General features: G+C 63.2%; 11 protein-coding genes. 8 read left to right on the top strand and 3 right to left on the bottom strand.

The window, feature by feature from the left end; translation table 11 throughout:
* Nucleotides 1-51 precede the first annotated feature (51 nt).
* The 5 genes from OIK40_RS02530 to OIK40_RS02510 all read left to right on the top strand — a co-directional run bounded on the left by OIK40_RS02530 (nt 52) and on the right by OIK40_RS02510 (nt 5,005).
* Nucleotides 52-882, top strand: coding sequence for an LD-carboxypeptidase (locus OIK40_RS02530; RefSeq protein WP_273675916.1), 831 nt, complete (start codon nt 52-54; stop codon nt 880-882).
* A gap of 50 nt (nt 883-932) precedes the next feature.
* Nucleotides 933-1,871: an ACP S-malonyltransferase gene (fabD, locus tag OIK40_RS02525; RefSeq protein ID WP_273675914.1), complete on the top strand. Its 939-nt coding sequence runs from the start codon at nt 933-935 to the stop codon at nt 1,869-1,871.
* Nucleotides 1,871-2,635, top strand: coding sequence for a 3-oxoacyl-[acyl-carrier-protein] reductase (gene fabG, locus OIK40_RS02520; RefSeq protein WP_273675912.1), 765 nt, complete (start codon nt 1,871-1,873; stop codon nt 2,633-2,635). The genes fabD and fabG overlap by 1 nt, the downstream gene beginning before the upstream one ends.
* A gap of 160 nt (nt 2,636-2,795) precedes the next feature.
* Nucleotides 2,796-3,923 carry a DNA polymerase III subunit beta gene (gene dnaN / locus OIK40_RS02515; protein WP_273675910.1) on the top strand — a complete coding sequence of 376 codons (1,128 nt, stop codon included), beginning with the start codon at nt 2,796-2,798 and terminating at the stop codon, nt 3,921-3,923.
* Nucleotides 3,923-5,005 (top strand): DUF2855 family protein, encoded by a 1,083-nt coding sequence (locus tag OIK40_RS02510; protein WP_273675909.1) that lies wholly within the window; start codon nt 3,923-3,925, stop codon nt 5,003-5,005. The genes dnaN and OIK40_RS02510 overlap by 1 nt, the downstream gene beginning before the upstream one ends.
* A 19-nt stretch (nt 5,006-5,024) precedes the next feature.
* Here the strand turns inward: OIK40_RS02510 and OIK40_RS02505 are convergent, their stop codons facing one another.
* The 3 genes from OIK40_RS02505 to OIK40_RS02495 all read right to left on the bottom strand — a co-directional run bounded on the left by OIK40_RS02505 (nt 5,025) and on the right by OIK40_RS02495 (nt 9,546).
* Complete coding sequence (locus OIK40_RS02505) at nt 5,025-6,791, bottom strand: N-acyl-D-amino-acid deacylase family protein (protein ID WP_273675908.1); 1,767 nt, start codon at nt 6,789-6,791, stop codon at nt 5,025-5,027.
* 61 nt (nt 6,792-6,852) lie between these two features.
* Nucleotides 6,853-7,716, bottom strand: coding sequence for an alpha/beta fold hydrolase (locus OIK40_RS02500; protein ID WP_273675907.1), 864 nt, complete (start codon nt 7,714-7,716; stop codon nt 6,853-6,855).
* 132 nt (nt 7,717-7,848) lie between these two features.
* Nucleotides 7,849-9,546, bottom strand: coding sequence for a PHA/PHB synthase family protein (locus tag OIK40_RS02495; RefSeq protein ID WP_273675905.1), 1,698 nt, complete (start codon nt 9,544-9,546; stop codon nt 7,849-7,851).
* Nucleotides 9,547-9,731: 185 nt separating this feature from the next.
* On the opposite strand from OIK40_RS02495, the gene OIK40_RS02490 reads away from it, so the two are divergent.
* The 3 genes from OIK40_RS02490 to lepA all read left to right on the top strand — a co-directional run bounded on the left by OIK40_RS02490 (nt 9,732) and on the right by lepA (nt 16,644).
* Nucleotides 9,732-12,431: an EAL domain-containing protein gene (locus OIK40_RS02490; RefSeq protein ID WP_273675903.1), complete on the top strand. Its 2,700-nt coding sequence runs from the start codon at nt 9,732-9,734 to the stop codon at nt 12,429-12,431.
* Between the two features lie 251 nt (nt 12,432-12,682).
* Nucleotides 12,683-14,767: an EAL domain-containing protein gene (locus OIK40_RS02485; RefSeq protein WP_273675901.1), complete on the top strand. Its 2,085-nt coding sequence runs from the start codon at nt 12,683-12,685 to the stop codon at nt 14,765-14,767.
* 59 nt (nt 14,768-14,826) lie between these two features.
* Nucleotides 14,827-16,644, top strand: coding sequence for a translation elongation factor 4 (lepA, locus tag OIK40_RS02480; RefSeq protein ID WP_273675899.1), 1,818 nt, complete (start codon nt 14,827-14,829; stop codon nt 16,642-16,644).
* The last annotated feature ends 220 nt before the right edge of the window (nt 16,645-16,864 follow it).

The raw sequence follows: 16,864 nt of genomic DNA, 5'->3' as shown, positions 1-16,864 counted from the left end.
CTGACGGTTATTGGCTTGCGCCTTGCCTGACAAGCGCCATAGGCTGATGGCATGACGAATATCGCCATCTGTGCGCCGGCTACGCCCATTACCCGCGAACAGCAGGTTGCGCTGGAGGAACTCGTCGCAGCGGAGTTTCCCGCGCATCGGGTTACATTCCACGATCAGTGTTTCGAACGGCAGGGGCATTTCGCCGGAGATGACCTGCGGCGGCTGGCCGCACTGCTCGAATGCGCCAATGATCCTGCTTTCGATGTCGTGTGGTTCGCCAAAGGCGGATACGGATCGAACCGGATCGCCGAGGCGGCCGTTGCGCAGATGAACGCGGCGGCGCGGGCCAAGACCTTTGTCGGATTTTCCGATTGCGGATACCTACTCGCCGCGCTCTACCGCGCGGGGATCGGGCAGAGTGTGCACGGGCACATGCCGGTCAGCGCGCGGTCCGAAGGCGGGCGCGAGGCGATCCGGCGGGTGCTCAAATGGCTTGGCGGGGACACCAGCGGGGTCGAACCCAGCCTTGACGGGACGACGCCGGCTGCGGCCTTCAACCTCATCACCCTCGCAATGATTGCGGGCACGCCGATGATGCCCGATCTGACCGGCCATGTGGTGATGGTAGAGGAAGTGTCCGAACATCTCTACGCCATCGACCGGATGTTCTTCCACCTTGCCGCAACGCTGCCGCGGCTCGCGGGTCTCAGGCTCGGGGCGGTGACGGACGTGCCGGAAAACTATGTCGAATTCGGCCAGAGCGAGGATGAAATCGCGCGCTACTGGTGCGACCGCGCGGGCATTCCCTACCTTGGCCGCGCGCTGATCGGGCATTATTCTGCCAACAGGGTTGTGCCCTTCGGACTTGCCAGCCCGCCCTCGCGGACGTAACGGCGCGCGCCAAATTCACCGACGACCAGAACACAGGGCAGGGGGCGATAATGCGCGCATTTGTTTTTCCGGGGCAGGGCAGCCAGAAGGTCGGCATGGGCAAGGAGCTTGCCGAAGCATCGGCGGCTGCACGCGAAGTGTTCGAGGAAGTGAACGAAGCGCTGCTGCAGAACCTTTCGCGCATCATGGCGGAAGGGCCCGAGGACGAGCTGACCCTTACCCAGAACGCGCAGCCCGCGATCATGGCGAATTCGATCGCCGTCCAGCGCGTGCTCGAACGCGAATTCGGTGTGGCCCTTGCCGAACATGGCGCATGCGTCGCGGGCCATTCGCTCGGGGAATACTCCGCGCTGTGCGCGGTCGGCGCGATCGACCTTGCGAACACAGCCCGACTCCTCAAGCTGCGCGGACGTTCGATGCAGGCCGCAGTGCCGGTGGGCGAGGGCGCGATGGCGGCGCTGCTGGGCGCGGATATCGAACAGGCCAAGGCGCTGGCCGAGGCAGCGGCAGAAGGGCAGGTGTGCGAAGTCGCCAACGATAATGATCCGACCCAGGTCGTGATCTCCGGCCACCGCGAGGCGATCGAACGCGCTGTGGCGATGGTCAAGGAACATGGCATCAAGCGCGGCGTGCCGCTGCCCGTTTCCGCACCCTTCCATTGTTCGCTCATGGCGCCCGCCGCCAAGCGCATGGCCGAAGCACTCGGCGAAACCCCGCTGCGTGCGCTTGGCCTTCCGGTCTATGCCAATGTTACCGCAGCCGCCGTTACCGATCCCGATGAGGAACGCGCATTGCTGGTAGAGCAGGTGACGGGCCGCGTGCGCTGGCGCGAAAGCGTGCTTGCCATGCGCGCCGATGGGGTCGAAAGCTTTGTCGAACTGGGTGGCAAGGTGCTCGGCCCGATGATTGGCCGGATCGACCGGGAGGCGCAGGTGACGAGCCTTGTCACCATGGGCGACCTCGAAGCGTTTGCGAAGGAGATGGCGTGATGTTCTCACTCAAAGGCATGAATGCACTCGTCACCGGGGCTTCGGGCGGGATCGGTTCCGCGATCGCGCATGCGCTAGCATCGCAGGGCGCCCGGCTTGCGCTGTCGGGCTCAAACGCCAGCAAGCTGCGCGCCTTCCGCGACGAATTGAACGAAACCTACGCCCATCACGATCATGACGGCCATGTCGAGATCACTTGTGATCTCGGCAACGCGACGCAGGTAGAGGAACTGGTGCCGGCCATGCTCGATACGCTCGGCAGCATGGATATCATGGTCAACAATGCCGGCATCACGCGGGACAACCTTGGTATGCGGATGAAGGATGAGGAATGGGATCAGGTGATCCGTATCAACCTCGAAGCCAGCTTCCGCCTGATGCGCGCGGCGGCCAAACCGATGATGAAGGCGCGTTTTGGCCGGATCATCAACATCACCAGCGTCGTCGGTGCGACCGGTAATCCGGGGCAGATGAACTACTGCGCCGCCAAGGCCGGCCTTACCGGCATGACCAAGGCCTTCGCGCAGGAAGTGGCCAGCCGCGGGATCACCGCCAATTGCGTCGCCCCCGGCTTCATCCGCACCGCCATGACAGCCGCACTGGACGAAAAGCAGCAAGCCGCGATCAATGCCCGCATCCCGATGGGCCGCATGGGCGAGGGCGCGGAAATCGGTGCCGCAGTCGCCTTCCTCGCCAGCCGCGAGGCTGCCTATGTCACCGGCGAAACGCTGCATGTGAACGGCGGAATGGCGATGCTGGGGTAATTGGGGGGCGACTTGGCTCCCTTATCCCCAGCCGCGTGCCCCCTCGCAAAGCCGCCAACTTGCCCGTATCGTCGCCTTCGCTAAGGTTTTACGCACTTTCCGGCGTTTGGGGGCGATTCCTTCGGCCCTCTGCCATACACAGGAACGATAGGGACTAGCGATGAAGGCCACGATCGAACGCGCGACGCTGCTGCGGTGCCTTTCCCATGTTCAATCCGTGGTTGAACGCCGCAATACCATTCCCATTCTCTCCAACGTGCTGATCGACGCCAGTGACGGCGGCTCGGTGCGGGTCATGGCGACCGACCTCGATCTTCAGGTGGTCGAAACAATGTCCGCCTCCTCGGTCGATCAGCCCGGTGCGATCACCGTCTCGGCGCACCTGCTGTTCGACATCGCGCGCAAGCTGCCCGAAGGCAGCCAGGTAAGCCTGACCACCAATGACAACCGTCTGGAAGTCAAGGCGGGCCGTTCCAACTTCAAGCTGCCGACCCTGCCGCGCGACGATTTCCCGGTGATCGTGGAAGGCGATCTGCCGACCAGCTTCGAACTACCGGCACGCGTGCTCGCCGAACTGATCGACCGCACCCGTTTCGCGATCTCGACCGAGGAAACGCGCTACTATCTCAACGGCATTTTTCTGCACGTGACCGACGATAGCGAGCCGATGCTGAAGGCTGCGGCGACCGACGGTCACCGGCTTGCCCGCTTCACGCTGCCGCGTCCGGAAGGTGCCGCCGGGATGCCCGACGTGATCGTGCCGCGCAAGGCTGTGGGCGAGCTGCGCAAGTTGCTCGAAGAGGCATTGGACGGCAATGTTCTTATTGACCTCAGCGCCAGCAAGATCCGCTTCACCCTTGGCGGTGAGGGCGGGGTTGTGCTGACGAGCAAGCTGATCGACGGCACCTTCCCCGATTACAGCCGCGTCATCCCGACTGCCAATGACAAGCTGCTGAAGGTCGATCCGAAGCTGTTCTTCTCGGGCGTCGATCGCGTCGCGACCATCGCTACTGAAAAGACCCGCGCTGTGAAGATCGGGCTGGATAATGACCGCGTGACGCTTTCAGTCACCTCGCCCGACAACGGCACCGCCGCCGAGGAACTGGCCGCGGAGTACAAGGCGGAAGGTATGGAGATCGGCTTCAACGCCAATTATCTCAAGGACATCCTTGGCCAGATCGACGCCGACACGGTGGAACTGCACCTTGCAGACGCCGGTGCGCCGACGCTGATCCGCGAAAACGAGGCGAGCCCCGCACTTTACGTGCTGATGCCGATGCGGGTGTGATGGGCGTCGTGCAGGTCCACGTCCGCAAGGACGCGCTCGCCGAGGCCTCGTTGGTCGAAGTGCCGCTGACCCCGCTGGCCGAAGGCGCGGTGCGGCTCGCCGTCGAGAGTTTCTCGGTCACTGCCAACAACGTCACCTATGCGGTGGTGGGCGACGGCTTCCGTTACTGGGATTTCTTCCCCGCGCCTGAAGGCCTCGGCATCGTGCCGATGTGGGGCCATGCACGGGTGATCGAGAGCAACCATCCGGACATCGCGGTGGGCGAGCGGGTCTATGGTTACCTGCCGATGGCGAGCCATCTCGATGTTCGCCCGGGCAAGGTGAGCCCAAGCGGCTTTCTCGACACGACCGAATATCGCCAGCCGATGAGCCCGGTCTACAATACCTACACCCGCCTCGCTGCCGATCCCGAGCATGATCCGGCGCGCGAGGCGGAGCGGATGATCTTCGGCCCGCTGTTCCGCACGGGGTTCCTGATCGAGTATTTCCTGCGCGGGGAAGGCTGGTTCGGGGCAGAGCAGTTGATCGTCACCAGCGCCTCGTCAAAGACCGCGATGGGTCTGGCGAGCGTGGCGCGGCAGAACTCGCCCGATATCCGGCGCGTCGGGCTGACTTCCAAGGGCAATGTCGCCTTTGTCGAGGCAAGCGGGCTGTATGATGAGGTCGTGGCCTATGACGAGCTCGAACAACTTCCGGTAGTGCGCAGCGTCAGTGTCGATTTCGCCGGCAATGCCGACCTTCTCGGCCGCATCCACCGCCACTTTGATGCCGCGCTGGCGCAGTCGGTTCTGGTCGGTGTCACCCATATCGAAGCGCGCTCGACGCTCGGCGGCGGAGAGCCGTTACCGGGGCCGAAGCCACAGCTGTTCTTCGCGCCCGACCATGCGGTGGCTTTCTTCAAGGCGCATGGTGCGGATGAGGGCGGCAAGCTTGTCGCCGCTGCCTGGCGCGAATTCCTCAAGGCCGTCGAAGGCACCATCGGGATCGAGCGCTTGCCCGGTCTGGAGGCAGCGCGTGCGGTGTTCCTCGAAATGCTGGCGGGCAAGGTCGATCCGGCCCGCGGGATCGTGATCGAGCCCTAGGGCCGACGGCGGCGGCGGATTACTCCGCCGCCTCGGCCATCTCGATACGCTGCGGGCCGCGGATCAATCCGCCCGGAGTCGCGCCAGTCCATGTCCCGTCGCGGAATGTCACCGTGCCGTTCTTGATCGTGGCAACATAGCCTTCCGCCTTTTGCAACAGCCGCTTGCCGCCCGCAGGCAGATCGAAGGCGAGCCACGGCTTGCCGAGCTTCAGGCGGTCCATGTCGATCACGTTCAAGTCGGCCAGATAGCCCGGTGCGATCACGCCGCGATCTTCCAGTCCGTAAAGCAATGCGGTGTGGCGGCACTGGCGCTTGATCGCCTGTTCGAGACTGATCCGATCCCCGCGCTTGCGGCTCTTGACCCAGTGTTCGAGCATGAAGGTGGGTGAGGCCGCATCGCAGATCGTCCCGCAATGCGCGCCGCCATCGGAAAGCGAGTTCACGGTGTCGTCGGCCTGTTGCAGCGGCAGCAGGAAATCGAGATTGCCCTCGGCATAGTTGAGGATCGGCAGGTAGATGAAGCCCCTGGCATCGTCGCGGCACAGCAGATCATAGGCATATTCCTGCGCATCGATCCCCGCCGCCGCGGCCCGTGCATTGACGCTGGCTTCCGGCCCGGGCTCGTAATCGAAATCGGGATCCATCTCGTATTGCAGCGCCCAGCCCTGGGTGATCACCATCACCACCCCGATGATATCCATCGGCGCTTCGCTGTAATCATTGGGCTCGGCCAGCAGCTTGGCCTTGAACGCGGGATCGAGCAGCTTGGCCTTCTGCTCATCCCACGGCAGGTCCTTGATCGTCTGCCAGCTTGGGCGGAAGGCGAAGGGGTTCACCGTGCCCTGCCACGCCATGATGATGCCATTGCCGCGCAGCGCGATCTGGGCGACGATGTTCGCGCCGTTATCGTTTTCGGCGCGCATCAAAGCGATCTGTTCGTCGAGCGGCAATTCCTTGGCGATGGATTGCAGCGCGGCGAAGGTAACGGGGATGCCGGCCTCGCGGGAAAGCTTGCCCATCCATTCGAATTCGTTCCATTCGCGCTTCAGATCGCTCGCCATTTCGAACACGGCATGTCCGCCTGCCGCCTTGGCGCGACCCATGGCCTTGCCGATCGCGACCAGTTCATCCGCCGTTGCGGTGGTGCCGGGCACAAGCTCACCGTCCACCGATTTGTGCAGCACCGTGCGCGACGTGGAAAAGCCCAGCGCGCCCGCACGTACGCCTTCCTCGACGATGCGGCTCATTTCGGCAATGTCTTCCTGCGTCGGTACAGCGCCGGGTTTCTCGCGATCACCCAACACATAGGCGCGCACAGCGCCGTGGGGGACGTGGGTGCCGATATCGACCGTGCGCGGCAGCTTTTCGAGCGCATCGAGATATTCCGGGAAGGTTTCCCAATCCCAGGTGATCCCTTCGGCCAGCGCGGTGCCGGGAATGTCCTCCACGCCTTCCATCAGGCTGATAAGCCATTCGTGACGGTCGGGCTTGGCAGGTGCGAAGCCGACGCCGCAATTGCCCATGACAACTGTGGTGACACCGTGCCAGCTCGACGGGGCCATTTCCTGATCCCACGTGGCTTGCCCGTCATAGTGGGTGTGGATGTCCACGAAACCGGGGGTGACGATCTTGCCGTGCGCGTCGATCTCCTGCGCAGCCGTGCCGGACACCTGCCCGACGGCTGCGATCAGCCCGTCCCTGATGGCGACATCGCCGGTATATGCCGGTGCGCCGGTGCCGTCGACGATCGTGCCACCCCGAATGATGAGGTCGTATTCCGCCATGGTCTCTCTCCCGTTTGCGGAAGAGGATGTCGCAATCCGGGCAGGCTGTCCAGCGGTGCGCTTACGCTGCCACCATCCGCCGCGCTTCTTTCTCGGTCTCGGGCGCGTTCAGGAATTCGCGGATCGCCGCTACGCTTTCGTCGGCATGGGTCAGTAGAAACAGGTGACCGCCGCCCGCGAAGGTCATCAGCCGCGAATTGGGGATCATCGCCTTCAGGATCTTGCCATTGGCAAGCGGAACGATCTGGTCGTCCTCGCCCATCATGATGAGGGTTTCCTTGGTCATGAAGGGCAGGGCGGGAAGGCTTGTCCAGCCGAGCATGCACAAGAGCTGGTACATGTAGCCGCGCGGGGAAGGGGGCTTGAGGCGGCCGATATGGCTGTCCTTCTGGTGCTCGGCCCCGTCCTTGTCGACCCCACCGTAAAGTGTGGCGAAGTGTTCGTTCATGAATTCAGGATCGATATAGCGGCGCGGATCGGCCATCTTGGTGAAGGCCGCCGGATTGCCGGGCACCATCGCCATGCCCGGCGTCGTGGCGATCAGGGTCAGTCGGCGGGTACGGCCCGGATGCTGAAGCGCGAAATGCTGCGCCATCGCACCGCCCCACGAAACGCCCATCACGTCGACTTCGTCGAGCCCGTATTTCCCCAGCAACTGGGCTGCGGTCCAGCTCATGGTGAAGGGGTTGTAGGGCACCAATGGATCGGGTGATTCGCCCGTCCCCGGCATGTCGAACATGATGAAGCCGCGTTCCGGCATGGCCGCCGCGAGCGGGGCCACGGCCTCGATATTCGCGCCGATGCCGTTGAAGAACAGGATTGGCAGATGTTCGGAGGGCATATCGAGCCGCCAGGCAGCAGTCCGTAGCGTCCGGCCGCCCACTTCCTCCATCGAGACGACCGCGTCGTCCATGGGATTTGTCACGTATTCACGTCCTTTCTGCGCCCCGATGCAAGGGGCGGGTTGGGCGCTTTCGTCGATCCCTCACGAAAGCGCCCACAAAGATTTTACGCCGCCGATGCGTCTCCCCGGACGCTGCAGTGCAGCATCGTCTTATCAGACTTCTTCGACGACGTAGAGTCCCGGAGCCGGATCCGTGGGTTTGAAGGTGTCATTGCCGAGGTTGGCAGGCGCTGGCACCTTCTTGCCCGAACGCGCCTGCACCCACTCCATCCACAGCGGCCACCAGCTCCCTTTTACCTCTTCGGTGCCCTGCAGCCATTCGTCGGCGGTGGCGGGAAGTTTGCCCTTCTTCTTCTGGACGTAATACTTTGCCTTGGGATTGCCCGGCGGGTTGAGGATCGCCTGCATGTGGCCCGACTGGCTGAGCACGTAGGTGACATCCTTCGAACCGAACAGCTGGGTGGAACGGTAGGTCGCCTTCCAAGGCGTAATGTGGTCGGTCACCCCGCCGAGGATGAATAGGTCGGCTGTCACCTTCGAAAGATCGACCTTGTGTCCCGCCATCTCGACTTCGCCCTGCTTGGTGAAGGCGAGCGTTTCGAACAGCGTCAGGAAGTCACCCATCAGGCTAGACGACAGGTTGGTCGCATCGGCGTTCCAGAACAAAACGTCGAAAGCCGGCGGGTCCTGCCCCAGCAGGTAGTTGTTGATGACGTAGTTCCAGATCAGGTCGTTCGGGCGCAGCCATGCAAAGCCGCGCGCCAGATCGTCGGCCTTGATCACGCCCTGCTTCATCGCGCGCTGGCGGGCGAGTTGCATGCCGTTCTCGCTGACCAGCGATCCGGCCTCGATATCGGTCGGCTTGGGGTGCAGCACACACACCATCAGCGTCAGCGTGCCAAGGATCGGATTGCCGGTCGCGGCGAGCTTGGATGCAAGCACCGAGGCTGTCTGCCCGCCCGAGCATCCGGCCGAGACATTAACCTTTTTGGACCCCGTGATCGAGGAGACGACCTCCAGCGCACGCTCGCAGGCGGCGATGTAATCGGCCATGCCCCAGTGGCCCTGTTCCTTGGACGGATTGCGCCAGGAGATCACGAATGTCTGCACGCCGTTGTCGACCTGCCACTTGATCACCGACTTATCCGGTGACAGGTCGTTGATGTACATCTTGTTGATCTGCGGCGGGATTGTCAGCTGCGGGATCTCGTAGACCTCGTCGGTCGTCGGCGCATATTGCAGCACCTCCATGATCTCGTCGCGGTAGACCACGCTGCCTTTCGAGGTCGCGATGTTTTCGCCCAGTTTGAAGGGCCGTTTGTCGACCTGGCTGACCATGCCCTTGTTGTGAACGAGGTCGTTATAGGCGTTCTGGAGGCCCTTGATGAGGCTGAGCCCGCCCGAATTGATGATCTGCTTCTGCGCGGTCGGATTGCCGGCCAGCGAGTTGGTCGGGGCCAGACCGTCGAGGATGATATTCGCGATGAAATTCGCGCGGTTGCGTTCAAGCTCGTCGAGTTCGAGTTCCTCCAGCCAGTTCTTCATGCCCTTCTGCACGGCGAGGTAATATTGCGCCCCGGCACGGAAGAAGGGGTTGTACTGCCAGGCCGGATCCATGAACCTTTTGTCCTTCGGATCGGGCGCGAGGTCGCTCTTGCCGGTCATGATCTTGACCATGTCCTGCGCCATGGCGGTGGAGTGGCGGATGAACCGGCTCGGATCAGACGCAGTTTCGCGCAGCAGCAGGGCCACCGCGCTCACGAAATCCTCGCGCGCGACGCCGATTAACGGCCCCAGAGCATTGGTGGACTGGGCTGCTTCATTCTCGAGCCGTACTTCGCTTTCTGCCATCGGATCCCCTTACTTCTATCTGCACTGTCGCGCGGGCGTTGAGCCGGAGCCAAGATGCAGCCTGCGAGACCAAGTTGCAAGCATTGGCGCAGGCTGGCCAGAAGCGGTCAGCCGCGTCGATGTAAGGCGTTTGTTTACCGCTTCGATTCACGCTTTTCCAAGAGGTGGCAGGGCATTTGCTGGCCATGTCAGGGCTGCCCGCAAGATCACCGCAAGAGCCGGCTCTCCCGCCTGTCGAGGAGACAGGTGCCGAAACGCTCGCGGCTGACGGACAAAGCGCGACGCGCGAACTTCGTGCTGTCGTCGAACGACGCGGGCCGCAGCGGCTTAAGCCCGACGGACTTTTACCGCTTGCCGCCAACGCCAACGCGACCGGCGATCCGGCTGCGGACCTGCGTTTCTATCTTCCACCACAAGCCAACGGCATGGCGATTTCGCTGATGGTAGCTTTCGGCCTGGCAATAGCGGTGGCGGGCCGCATCCCGTCGCTGTCGGCCGCGCTTTCGGCCGTGATTGCAACCGGACTGCTGGCCGCCTGCAATCTTTTCGCCGCCGTCGAGAGACGCGCTGGCACGACACCGGCCATGCGGGTCGCGCTGCTGGTTTGCGCCACTGTCCTGCCGATGGCATGCGCTGGCTTCACACTCGGATCGGGGATCAGCAACGGCCTGCCGTGGCAATGGGCAGTGGCGACGCTGGTGTGCATCAACGCGGCTTCCGCAGTGATGTTCGAAGGCCGCATCGCCTCCTTGTTCAGTGCCCAGATCGCCAGTTGGGCCGGGTTTGTGGCGGTTGCGGTGCCGGAGCAACTGACCTTTGCGGCTTTGACGGGTGCGATGGTCACCCTTGCGCTGATTGCCCGTATCGAATGGCGGCGGGCGGAGCGGGCCCGTATCATGGGCGAAGCGCGCGAACGCGTCGCCGCTCGGGCCGAGGACATCCTCAGAAGCTTCGAGGAAAGCGGGCAGGGCTGGTTCTGGGAAACCGACCGGCGGGGGCTGATCACCTACATTTCTCCCAAGGCGGCCCATGTGCTCGGGCGAAGCGAACAGGAAATGATCGGTGCGCCGCTCGGAGAAATCGTTGCCAACCGGCCGGGCACGGCCGAGGCCGACCGTATGCTGGCCTTCCACCTTTCCGCGCGTTCCGCCTTCCGGGATGTCGAAGTGCTTGCCGCTGCGCCGCAGGAAGAGCGCTGGTGGGCGATCACTGGCCGCCCGGTCTATGATTCCTTCAAGAATTTCTGCGGTTTCCGCGGTCATGGCACCGATCTGACCGAACAGCGCCGCAGTGAGCAGCAGGTTTCGCGCCTCGCGCTCTACGATTCGCTCACCGGGCTCGCCAACCGGGTGCAGATGGGACAGACACTGGAACAGATCCTGGCCGCCCCCGCCAAGCGCGAGCGTGCCTGCGCGGTGATGATGCTCGATCTCGACCGGTTTAAGCAGGTTAACGACACGCTGGGCCATCCGGCGGGCGACGCCTTGTTGCGGCAGGTCGCGCAGCGGCTGGAACGCGTGATCGGCGCAGGCGGGTGCTGCGGCCGGTTGGGCGGTGACGAATTCCAGGTGATCGTCCCGGGCGAACAGGACGGCAAGCGTCTGGCCGATATTGCCTGCGATATCATCGCCGCGCTGTCGCAGCCCTATGTGATTCATGGCCAAAGCGTGGTGATCGGCGCCTCTGTCGGGATAGCCCGCGCGCCGGCTGACGGAACCACCAGCGAAGTGCTGATCCGCAATGTCGATCTGGCGCTTTATGCTGCCAAGGATGCGGGACGCGGCCGGTTCCGTTTCTTCGAGCCCGGTTTGCACGCCGCGGTCGAGGAACGCGCGGAGCTGGAAAAAGACCTGCGCGAGGCGATTTCCAAGGGCGAATTGCAACTGTTCTATCAACCGGTGGTCTATGCCGCGAGCGAGACCATCGTCGGCTTCGAGGCACTGCTGCGCTGGAACCATCCGCGGCGCGGCCCGCTGCCTCCTTCGCGCTTTGTCCCGATTGCCGAGGATTCCGGGCTGATCGACCGGCTCGGCCAATGGGCGCTGCGCACTGCCTGTGCCGACCTTGCGCGCTGGCCCGAGAAGATCCGCTGTTCGGTCAATGTCTCCGCGCTGCAATTCGCCAATCCCGAATTGCCCGGCATTGTCGCCAGTGCTCTTGCGCATAGCGGTGTTGCTCCCTCCCGGCTGGAGCTGGAGATCACCGAAAGCGTATTCGTCAGCGATACCCCCGGCACCGAAGCGACCTTCCGCGCCCTTAAGCAGCTCGGCGTGCGGCTTGCGCTCGACGACTTCGGTACGGGCTATTCCTCGCTCGGCTACCTGCGCAAGGCTCCTTTCGACCGGATCAAGATCGATCGCAGCTTTGTGCGCGGCGCGACAGAGCAGGGCAGCCGCAATGGGGCAATCATCGCTGCCATCACCAGTCTTGCCGAAGTGCTGCACATGGATACCACCGCCGAAGGCGTGGAAACGCATGACGAGCTTGAACTTGTTCGCCTGCTCGGGTGCAGCCACGTGCAGGGGCACATCTATTCAAGGCCCATGGATGCCGCCGCGGCCGGGGCGCTGGCCGAAGGCGATCTGGCCGCTGTTGCCAGCGGGCCGAAATCGGCGCGCGCCCCGCGCCAGGTGCTGCTGCGGCGGGTGGTTGCCGGACACGGTGACGTGCGTCACTATGCGACCTTGCGCAACATTTCCGAAGGCGGCGCAATGATCGAAGGCCTATGGAACATTCCGGTAGGCACCGATCTGCGGATTGAATTCAGCCCGACCGAGGCCGTTGCGGGGCAGGTCCGCTGGGCGCGCGAAAACCGGCTGGGGCTGGAATTTCACACGCCGCTGCGGGCACGAGCCGACGGGTCAATTGCCTTGCAGGCGCGCTGACCGGGTCGGAACGGCCATGGTTAGCCCGTTGTTAGCCATGCTGATAAAGCGCAGGCCTTAGGCAAAAAATAACCATCCAGCTTTACCGCTGGTCAGCACACGGCAGAAGGCGAGGCATTCGCACTGCCGCGAGCTTGGAGGTTTCTGACGCAGTGTCCCTCAAGGGTCTCTTGTCTACACGCGGGTTTTCCGCATTTCGCGGGTCTGGTGGCGATGCTGTTTCGGCTCTGTCCGACGGCGAACGACTGGCCATGCTCGACGAACTCGAGAAGTCGGGGCTCGGTTGGTTCTGGGCTAGCGACGAGGCGGGCAAGCTGACCTATATCTCTGCCGCTATTGCAGAACGTATCGATGTGCCGTTGGCAGAACTGCTTGGCCAGTCTTTGGCAAGCCTGTTCGTGGCCGCCGAAACCGAACGCCGGGCCAAGTCGCTGTCTTTGATGCTGGGGACGCACAAGGCGTTTTCAGGCTTTGCGGTTCGCGCGGCGCCGCGTCCGGATGGGCCGGTGCTGCGTCTTGCCGGACAGCCGGTATTTTCATCTTCCGGTCGTTTCGCCGGCTTTCGCGGAACCGGTGCGGACATCACCGAGGAATATTATCGCGAAGAGGAAACCGCTCGGCTGGCGCGGTTCGATTCGCTCACCGGCCTTTCCAACCGCCACCGCATGGCGCACCATATCGAGAACACCCTGACCGCGTTCAAGGCGGCTCGCCGCAACTGCGCGGTGATGATGCTCGATCTCGATCGCTTCAAGCACGTCAACGATACGCTCGGCCACGCTGCGGGCGACGAATTGCTCAAGCAGGTCGCGCAGCGCCTCACCCGAGCGATCGATCGCGAATGCGAGATCGGGCGGCTCGGCGGCGACGAATTCCAGGTGATGCTCCCCGACATCGATGATCGCGGGGAACTGGGCGAAATGGCGGCCAAGATCATTGCCATGCTGCGCCAGCCCTACAGCCTAGAGGAAGGGCGCTGCGTCATCGGTGCTTCGGTCGGCATTGCGATCGCGCCGCATGACGGGGTGACCCGCGAGGAAATCGTGCGTGCGGCCGACCTTGCGCTTTATGCGGCCAAGAATGGCGGACGCGGACAATACCGTTTCTTCTCGGGCGAACTGGAAAACGAGACGATCTTCCGCCGCCGGCTTGAACAGCATCTCGGCGACGCCTTGCGTGATGAGCAGCTGTTTCTGCGCTACCAGCCGATCGTCGATGCCGCGACCCAGACGGTACAGGCGGTCGAGGCACATGTGGCCTGGAACCACACCGAGCGCGGGATCATCGACGAGGAAGAATTCACCCAGATCGTCGAGGGCTCCAGTCTGATCGGCGATGTCGGGATGTGGGCGATCGGCGAGGCCTGCCGCCGCGCGGCTGATTGGCCCGACAGCGTGCGCATCGCGGTGAACGTGCCTGTGGCGCTGTTCATGTCGGAAACCTTCGTGGAACAGGTAAGCGAGGCTCTGTCGGAAACCGGACTTGCGCCCGGACGGCTTGAGCTGGAAATCAGCGAGGCGGTATTCTTCGGGGATACCAACATTGTCGACCGCACGCTTGCAAACCTGTTCAAGCTCGGTGTGCGCATGACGCTCGACGAGTTTGGCTCGGGCTATTCCTCACTCGCCTATCTACGCCGCGCGCCGTTCGATTCGATCAAGATCGACGATAAGCTGCTGGCCGAAGTGGAGCGCCACGACAGCCGCGAACTTGGGTTGGTGCGCGCAATCGTGGCGCTGGCCGGAGCGCTCGAGATGGACACCATCGCGAATGGTATAGAAAGTGTGACGCTCCTCGCAATGCTGAGCGAGTGCGGGGTGCGCTACCTGCAAGGGCCGATCTTTAGCGAGCCGGTCGATCAGGACATGATCGAACAGGAAATGATGGGCGGTACGTGGAAGATCGAGCCGGGCTCGAACCGCTCCCGCCGCGCTAAGCGCCGGACGGTGTTCCGGAAGATTCAGGTGATCCACGACAATTATGCCTACGAGGTGACCTTGCGCAATCTGTCGCGCACCGGGGCTCTGATTCAGGGTCTGGCGGATGTTCCCAAGGGAACCCAGTTCGTGGTCGATCTCGGCGGCGGACAGCTGGCCGTAGCGACTGTGATGCGCTCCAGCGGGGATACGCAGGGACTGGAATTCGAACAATCGCTGGTGGACGACGGCTCTGGCGGGCTGTGCACCCGCAACCGCGTCTCACCCTATGCACTCGCCTCCGCCGGAGCCCCGCTCGCCGCTCTGGCGCCGGGCAGCTATCAAGGCATGGTCGGCGGCCTGATCGATCAGAGCGCCGCACCAAAATTCGGCTATGCTCCGGGGGCGAGGATTGACTGACGGGTGTTGCGTTTTTCTCGAATGACTTTGGCGTGGTGCAACGCTAAGTCGCGGGCATAATGACCGACCTCTCCAAGATCCGCAATTTCAGCATCATCGCGCATATCGACCATGGCAAGTCGACGCTTGCCGACCGGCTGATCCAGTTCACCGGAGGCCTCACCGAGCGTGAGATGTCAGCGCAAGTCCTTGATAACATGGACATTGAGAAAGAGCGCGGCATCACCATCAAGGCCCAGACCGTCCGCCTGAACTACAAGGCCAAGGACGGCGAGACCTATCAGCTCAACCTGATGGACACCCCCGGCCACGTCGACTTCGCTTATGAAGTCTCCCGCAGCCTCGCCGCGTGCGAGGGCGCGCTGCTTGTCGTCGACGCCGCGCAAGGGGTCGAGGCCCAAACCCTCGCCAACGTTTACCAGTCGATCGAGCACGATCACGAAATCGTCCCCGTCATCAACAAGATCGATCTGCCCGCCGCCGAACCGGAAAAGGTCAAGCACGAGATCGAGGAGATCATCGGCCTCGACGCATCGGACGCCGTCCTCACCTCCGCCAAATCGGGCATCGGGATCGAGGACGTGCTCGAAGCCGTCGTCACCCGCATCCCGCCGCCCAAGGGCACGGCCGACGCAGCGCTGAAAGCCAGCCTCGTCGATTCGTGGTACGATCCCTATCTCGGCGTCGTCATCCTCGTGCGCGTGATCGACGGGCGGCTGACCAAGGGCCTCAACATCCGCTTCATGCAGGGCGGCACGCAGCACCTTGTCGACCGTGTCGGCTGCTTCACTCCCAAGCGCACCGATCTGGCCGAACTCGGCCCGGGCGAGATCGGCTTCATCACCGCGCAGATCAAGGAGGTGGAGCAGGCCCGCGTCGGCGACACCATCACCACGGTCAAGGGCGGGGCCACCGATCCGCTGCCAGGCTACAAGGAAGTCCAGCCGGTGGTGTTCTGCGGGCTGTTCCCCGTCGATGCCGCGGACTTCGAAAAACTGCGCGAATCCATCGGCAAGCTGCGGCTGAACGACGCCAGTTTCTCCTACGAAATGGAAAGCTCGGCCGCGCTGGGCTTCGGCTTCCGCTGCGGGTTCCTCGGCCTGTTGCATCTGGAGATCATCCAGGAACGCCTCAGCCGCGAATATGATCTCGACCTCATCACCACCGCGCCCTCGGTGGTTTACCGCGTCCACCTTGGCCATACCAAGAACGAGGACGCCAAGGTCATCGACATTCACAACCCCGCCGACTGGCCGGACGTGAACCGGATCGAGATGATCGAGGAGCCGTGGATCAAGGCGGTGATCTACACCCCCGACGAATATCTCGGCGCGATCCTGAAACTGTGTCAGGATCGTCGCGGCATCCAGACCGAACTGACCTATGTCGGCGGCCGCGCACAGGTGACCTACGAACTGCCGCTTAATGAAGTGGTGTTCGATTTCTACGACCGGCTGAAGTCGATCAGCCGCGGCTATGCCAGCTTCGATTACGAGCAGATCGGCAACCGCGAGGGCGATCTGGTGAAGATGAACATCCTCGTCAATAACGAGCCGGTCGACGCCCTATCCCTGATCGTCCACCGCCACGCCGCCGAGGAGCGGGGCCGGGGCATGTGCGAACGCCTGAAAGACCTGATCCCGCGCCACCTGTTCAAGATCCCGATCCAGGCCGCGATCGGCGGCAAGGTGATCGCCCGCGAAACCATCGCCGCCCTGCGCAAGGACGTGACCGCCAAGTGCTACGGCGGCGACATTACCCGGAAGAAGAAGCTGCTGGAGAAGCAGAAGAAGGGCAAGGCGCGGATGCGAGAGTACGGGAATGTGAGTATTCCACAGGAGGCGTTTATTGCCGCGCTGCGGATGGGGGAGGAGTGAAGCCCCGCGAGTAATCCGAGGATCGCGAAGCGACCGCAGGCTTACAAGCGAGAGGCTGTAACTCCGGCCGGCGGGTGCGCGTAGCGCAGCCCGTTCGACGTCACGGCCGCGGCTTTGCCGCGGCTAAACTTTTCCGTGCCTCCGTGCCGGGTCACGAGATGTGATCCCAGCTGTGACTTTGGCTCACAAACCCGACTCCACATTTATCTCCGCTCATGCT

The organism is Erythrobacter fulvus (assembly GCF_028595285.1).
GTDB classification, from domain to species: domain Bacteria; phylum Pseudomonadota; class Alphaproteobacteria; order Sphingomonadales; family Sphingomonadaceae; genus Erythrobacter; species Erythrobacter fulvus.
Note: the sequence above shows the minus strand (reverse complement) of the source record. Positions and strands in the feature narration are given on the sequence as shown.

Excerpts from the sequence above, each read along its gene's own strand:
- OIK40_RS02510 (WP_273675909.1), top strand. The coding sequence starts at position 3,923 with ATGGGCGTCGTGCAGGTCCACGTCCGCAAGGACGCGCTCGCCGAGGCC.
- fabD (WP_273675914.1), top strand. The coding sequence starts at position 933 with ATGCGCGCATTTGTTTTTCCGGGGCAGGGCAGCCAGAAGGTCGGCATG.
- lepA (WP_273675899.1), top strand. The coding sequence starts at position 14,827 with ATGACCGACCTCTCCAAGATCCGCAATTTCAGCATCATCGCGCATATC.
- OIK40_RS02485 (WP_273675901.1), top strand. The coding sequence starts at position 12,683 with ATGCTCGACGAACTCGAGAAGTCGGGGCTCGGTTGGTTCTGGGCTAGC.
- fabG (WP_273675912.1), top strand. The coding sequence starts at position 1,871 with ATGTTCTCACTCAAAGGCATGAATGCACTCGTCACCGGGGCTTCGGGC.
- dnaN (WP_273675910.1), top strand. The coding sequence starts at position 2,796 with ATGAAGGCCACGATCGAACGCGCGACGCTGCTGCGGTGCCTTTCCCAT.
- OIK40_RS02505 (WP_273675908.1), bottom strand. The coding sequence starts at position 6,791 with ATGGCGGAATACGACCTCATCATTCGGGGTGGCACGATCGTCGACGGC.
- OIK40_RS02490 (WP_273675903.1), top strand. The coding sequence starts at position 9,732 with ATGTCAGGGCTGCCCGCAAGATCACCGCAAGAGCCGGCTCTCCCGCCT.
- OIK40_RS02495 (WP_273675905.1), bottom strand. The coding sequence starts at position 9,546 with ATGGCAGAAAGCGAAGTACGGCTCGAGAATGAAGCAGCCCAGTCCACC.
- OIK40_RS02530 (WP_273675916.1), top strand. The coding sequence starts at position 52 with ATGACGAATATCGCCATCTGTGCGCCGGCTACGCCCATTACCCGCGAA.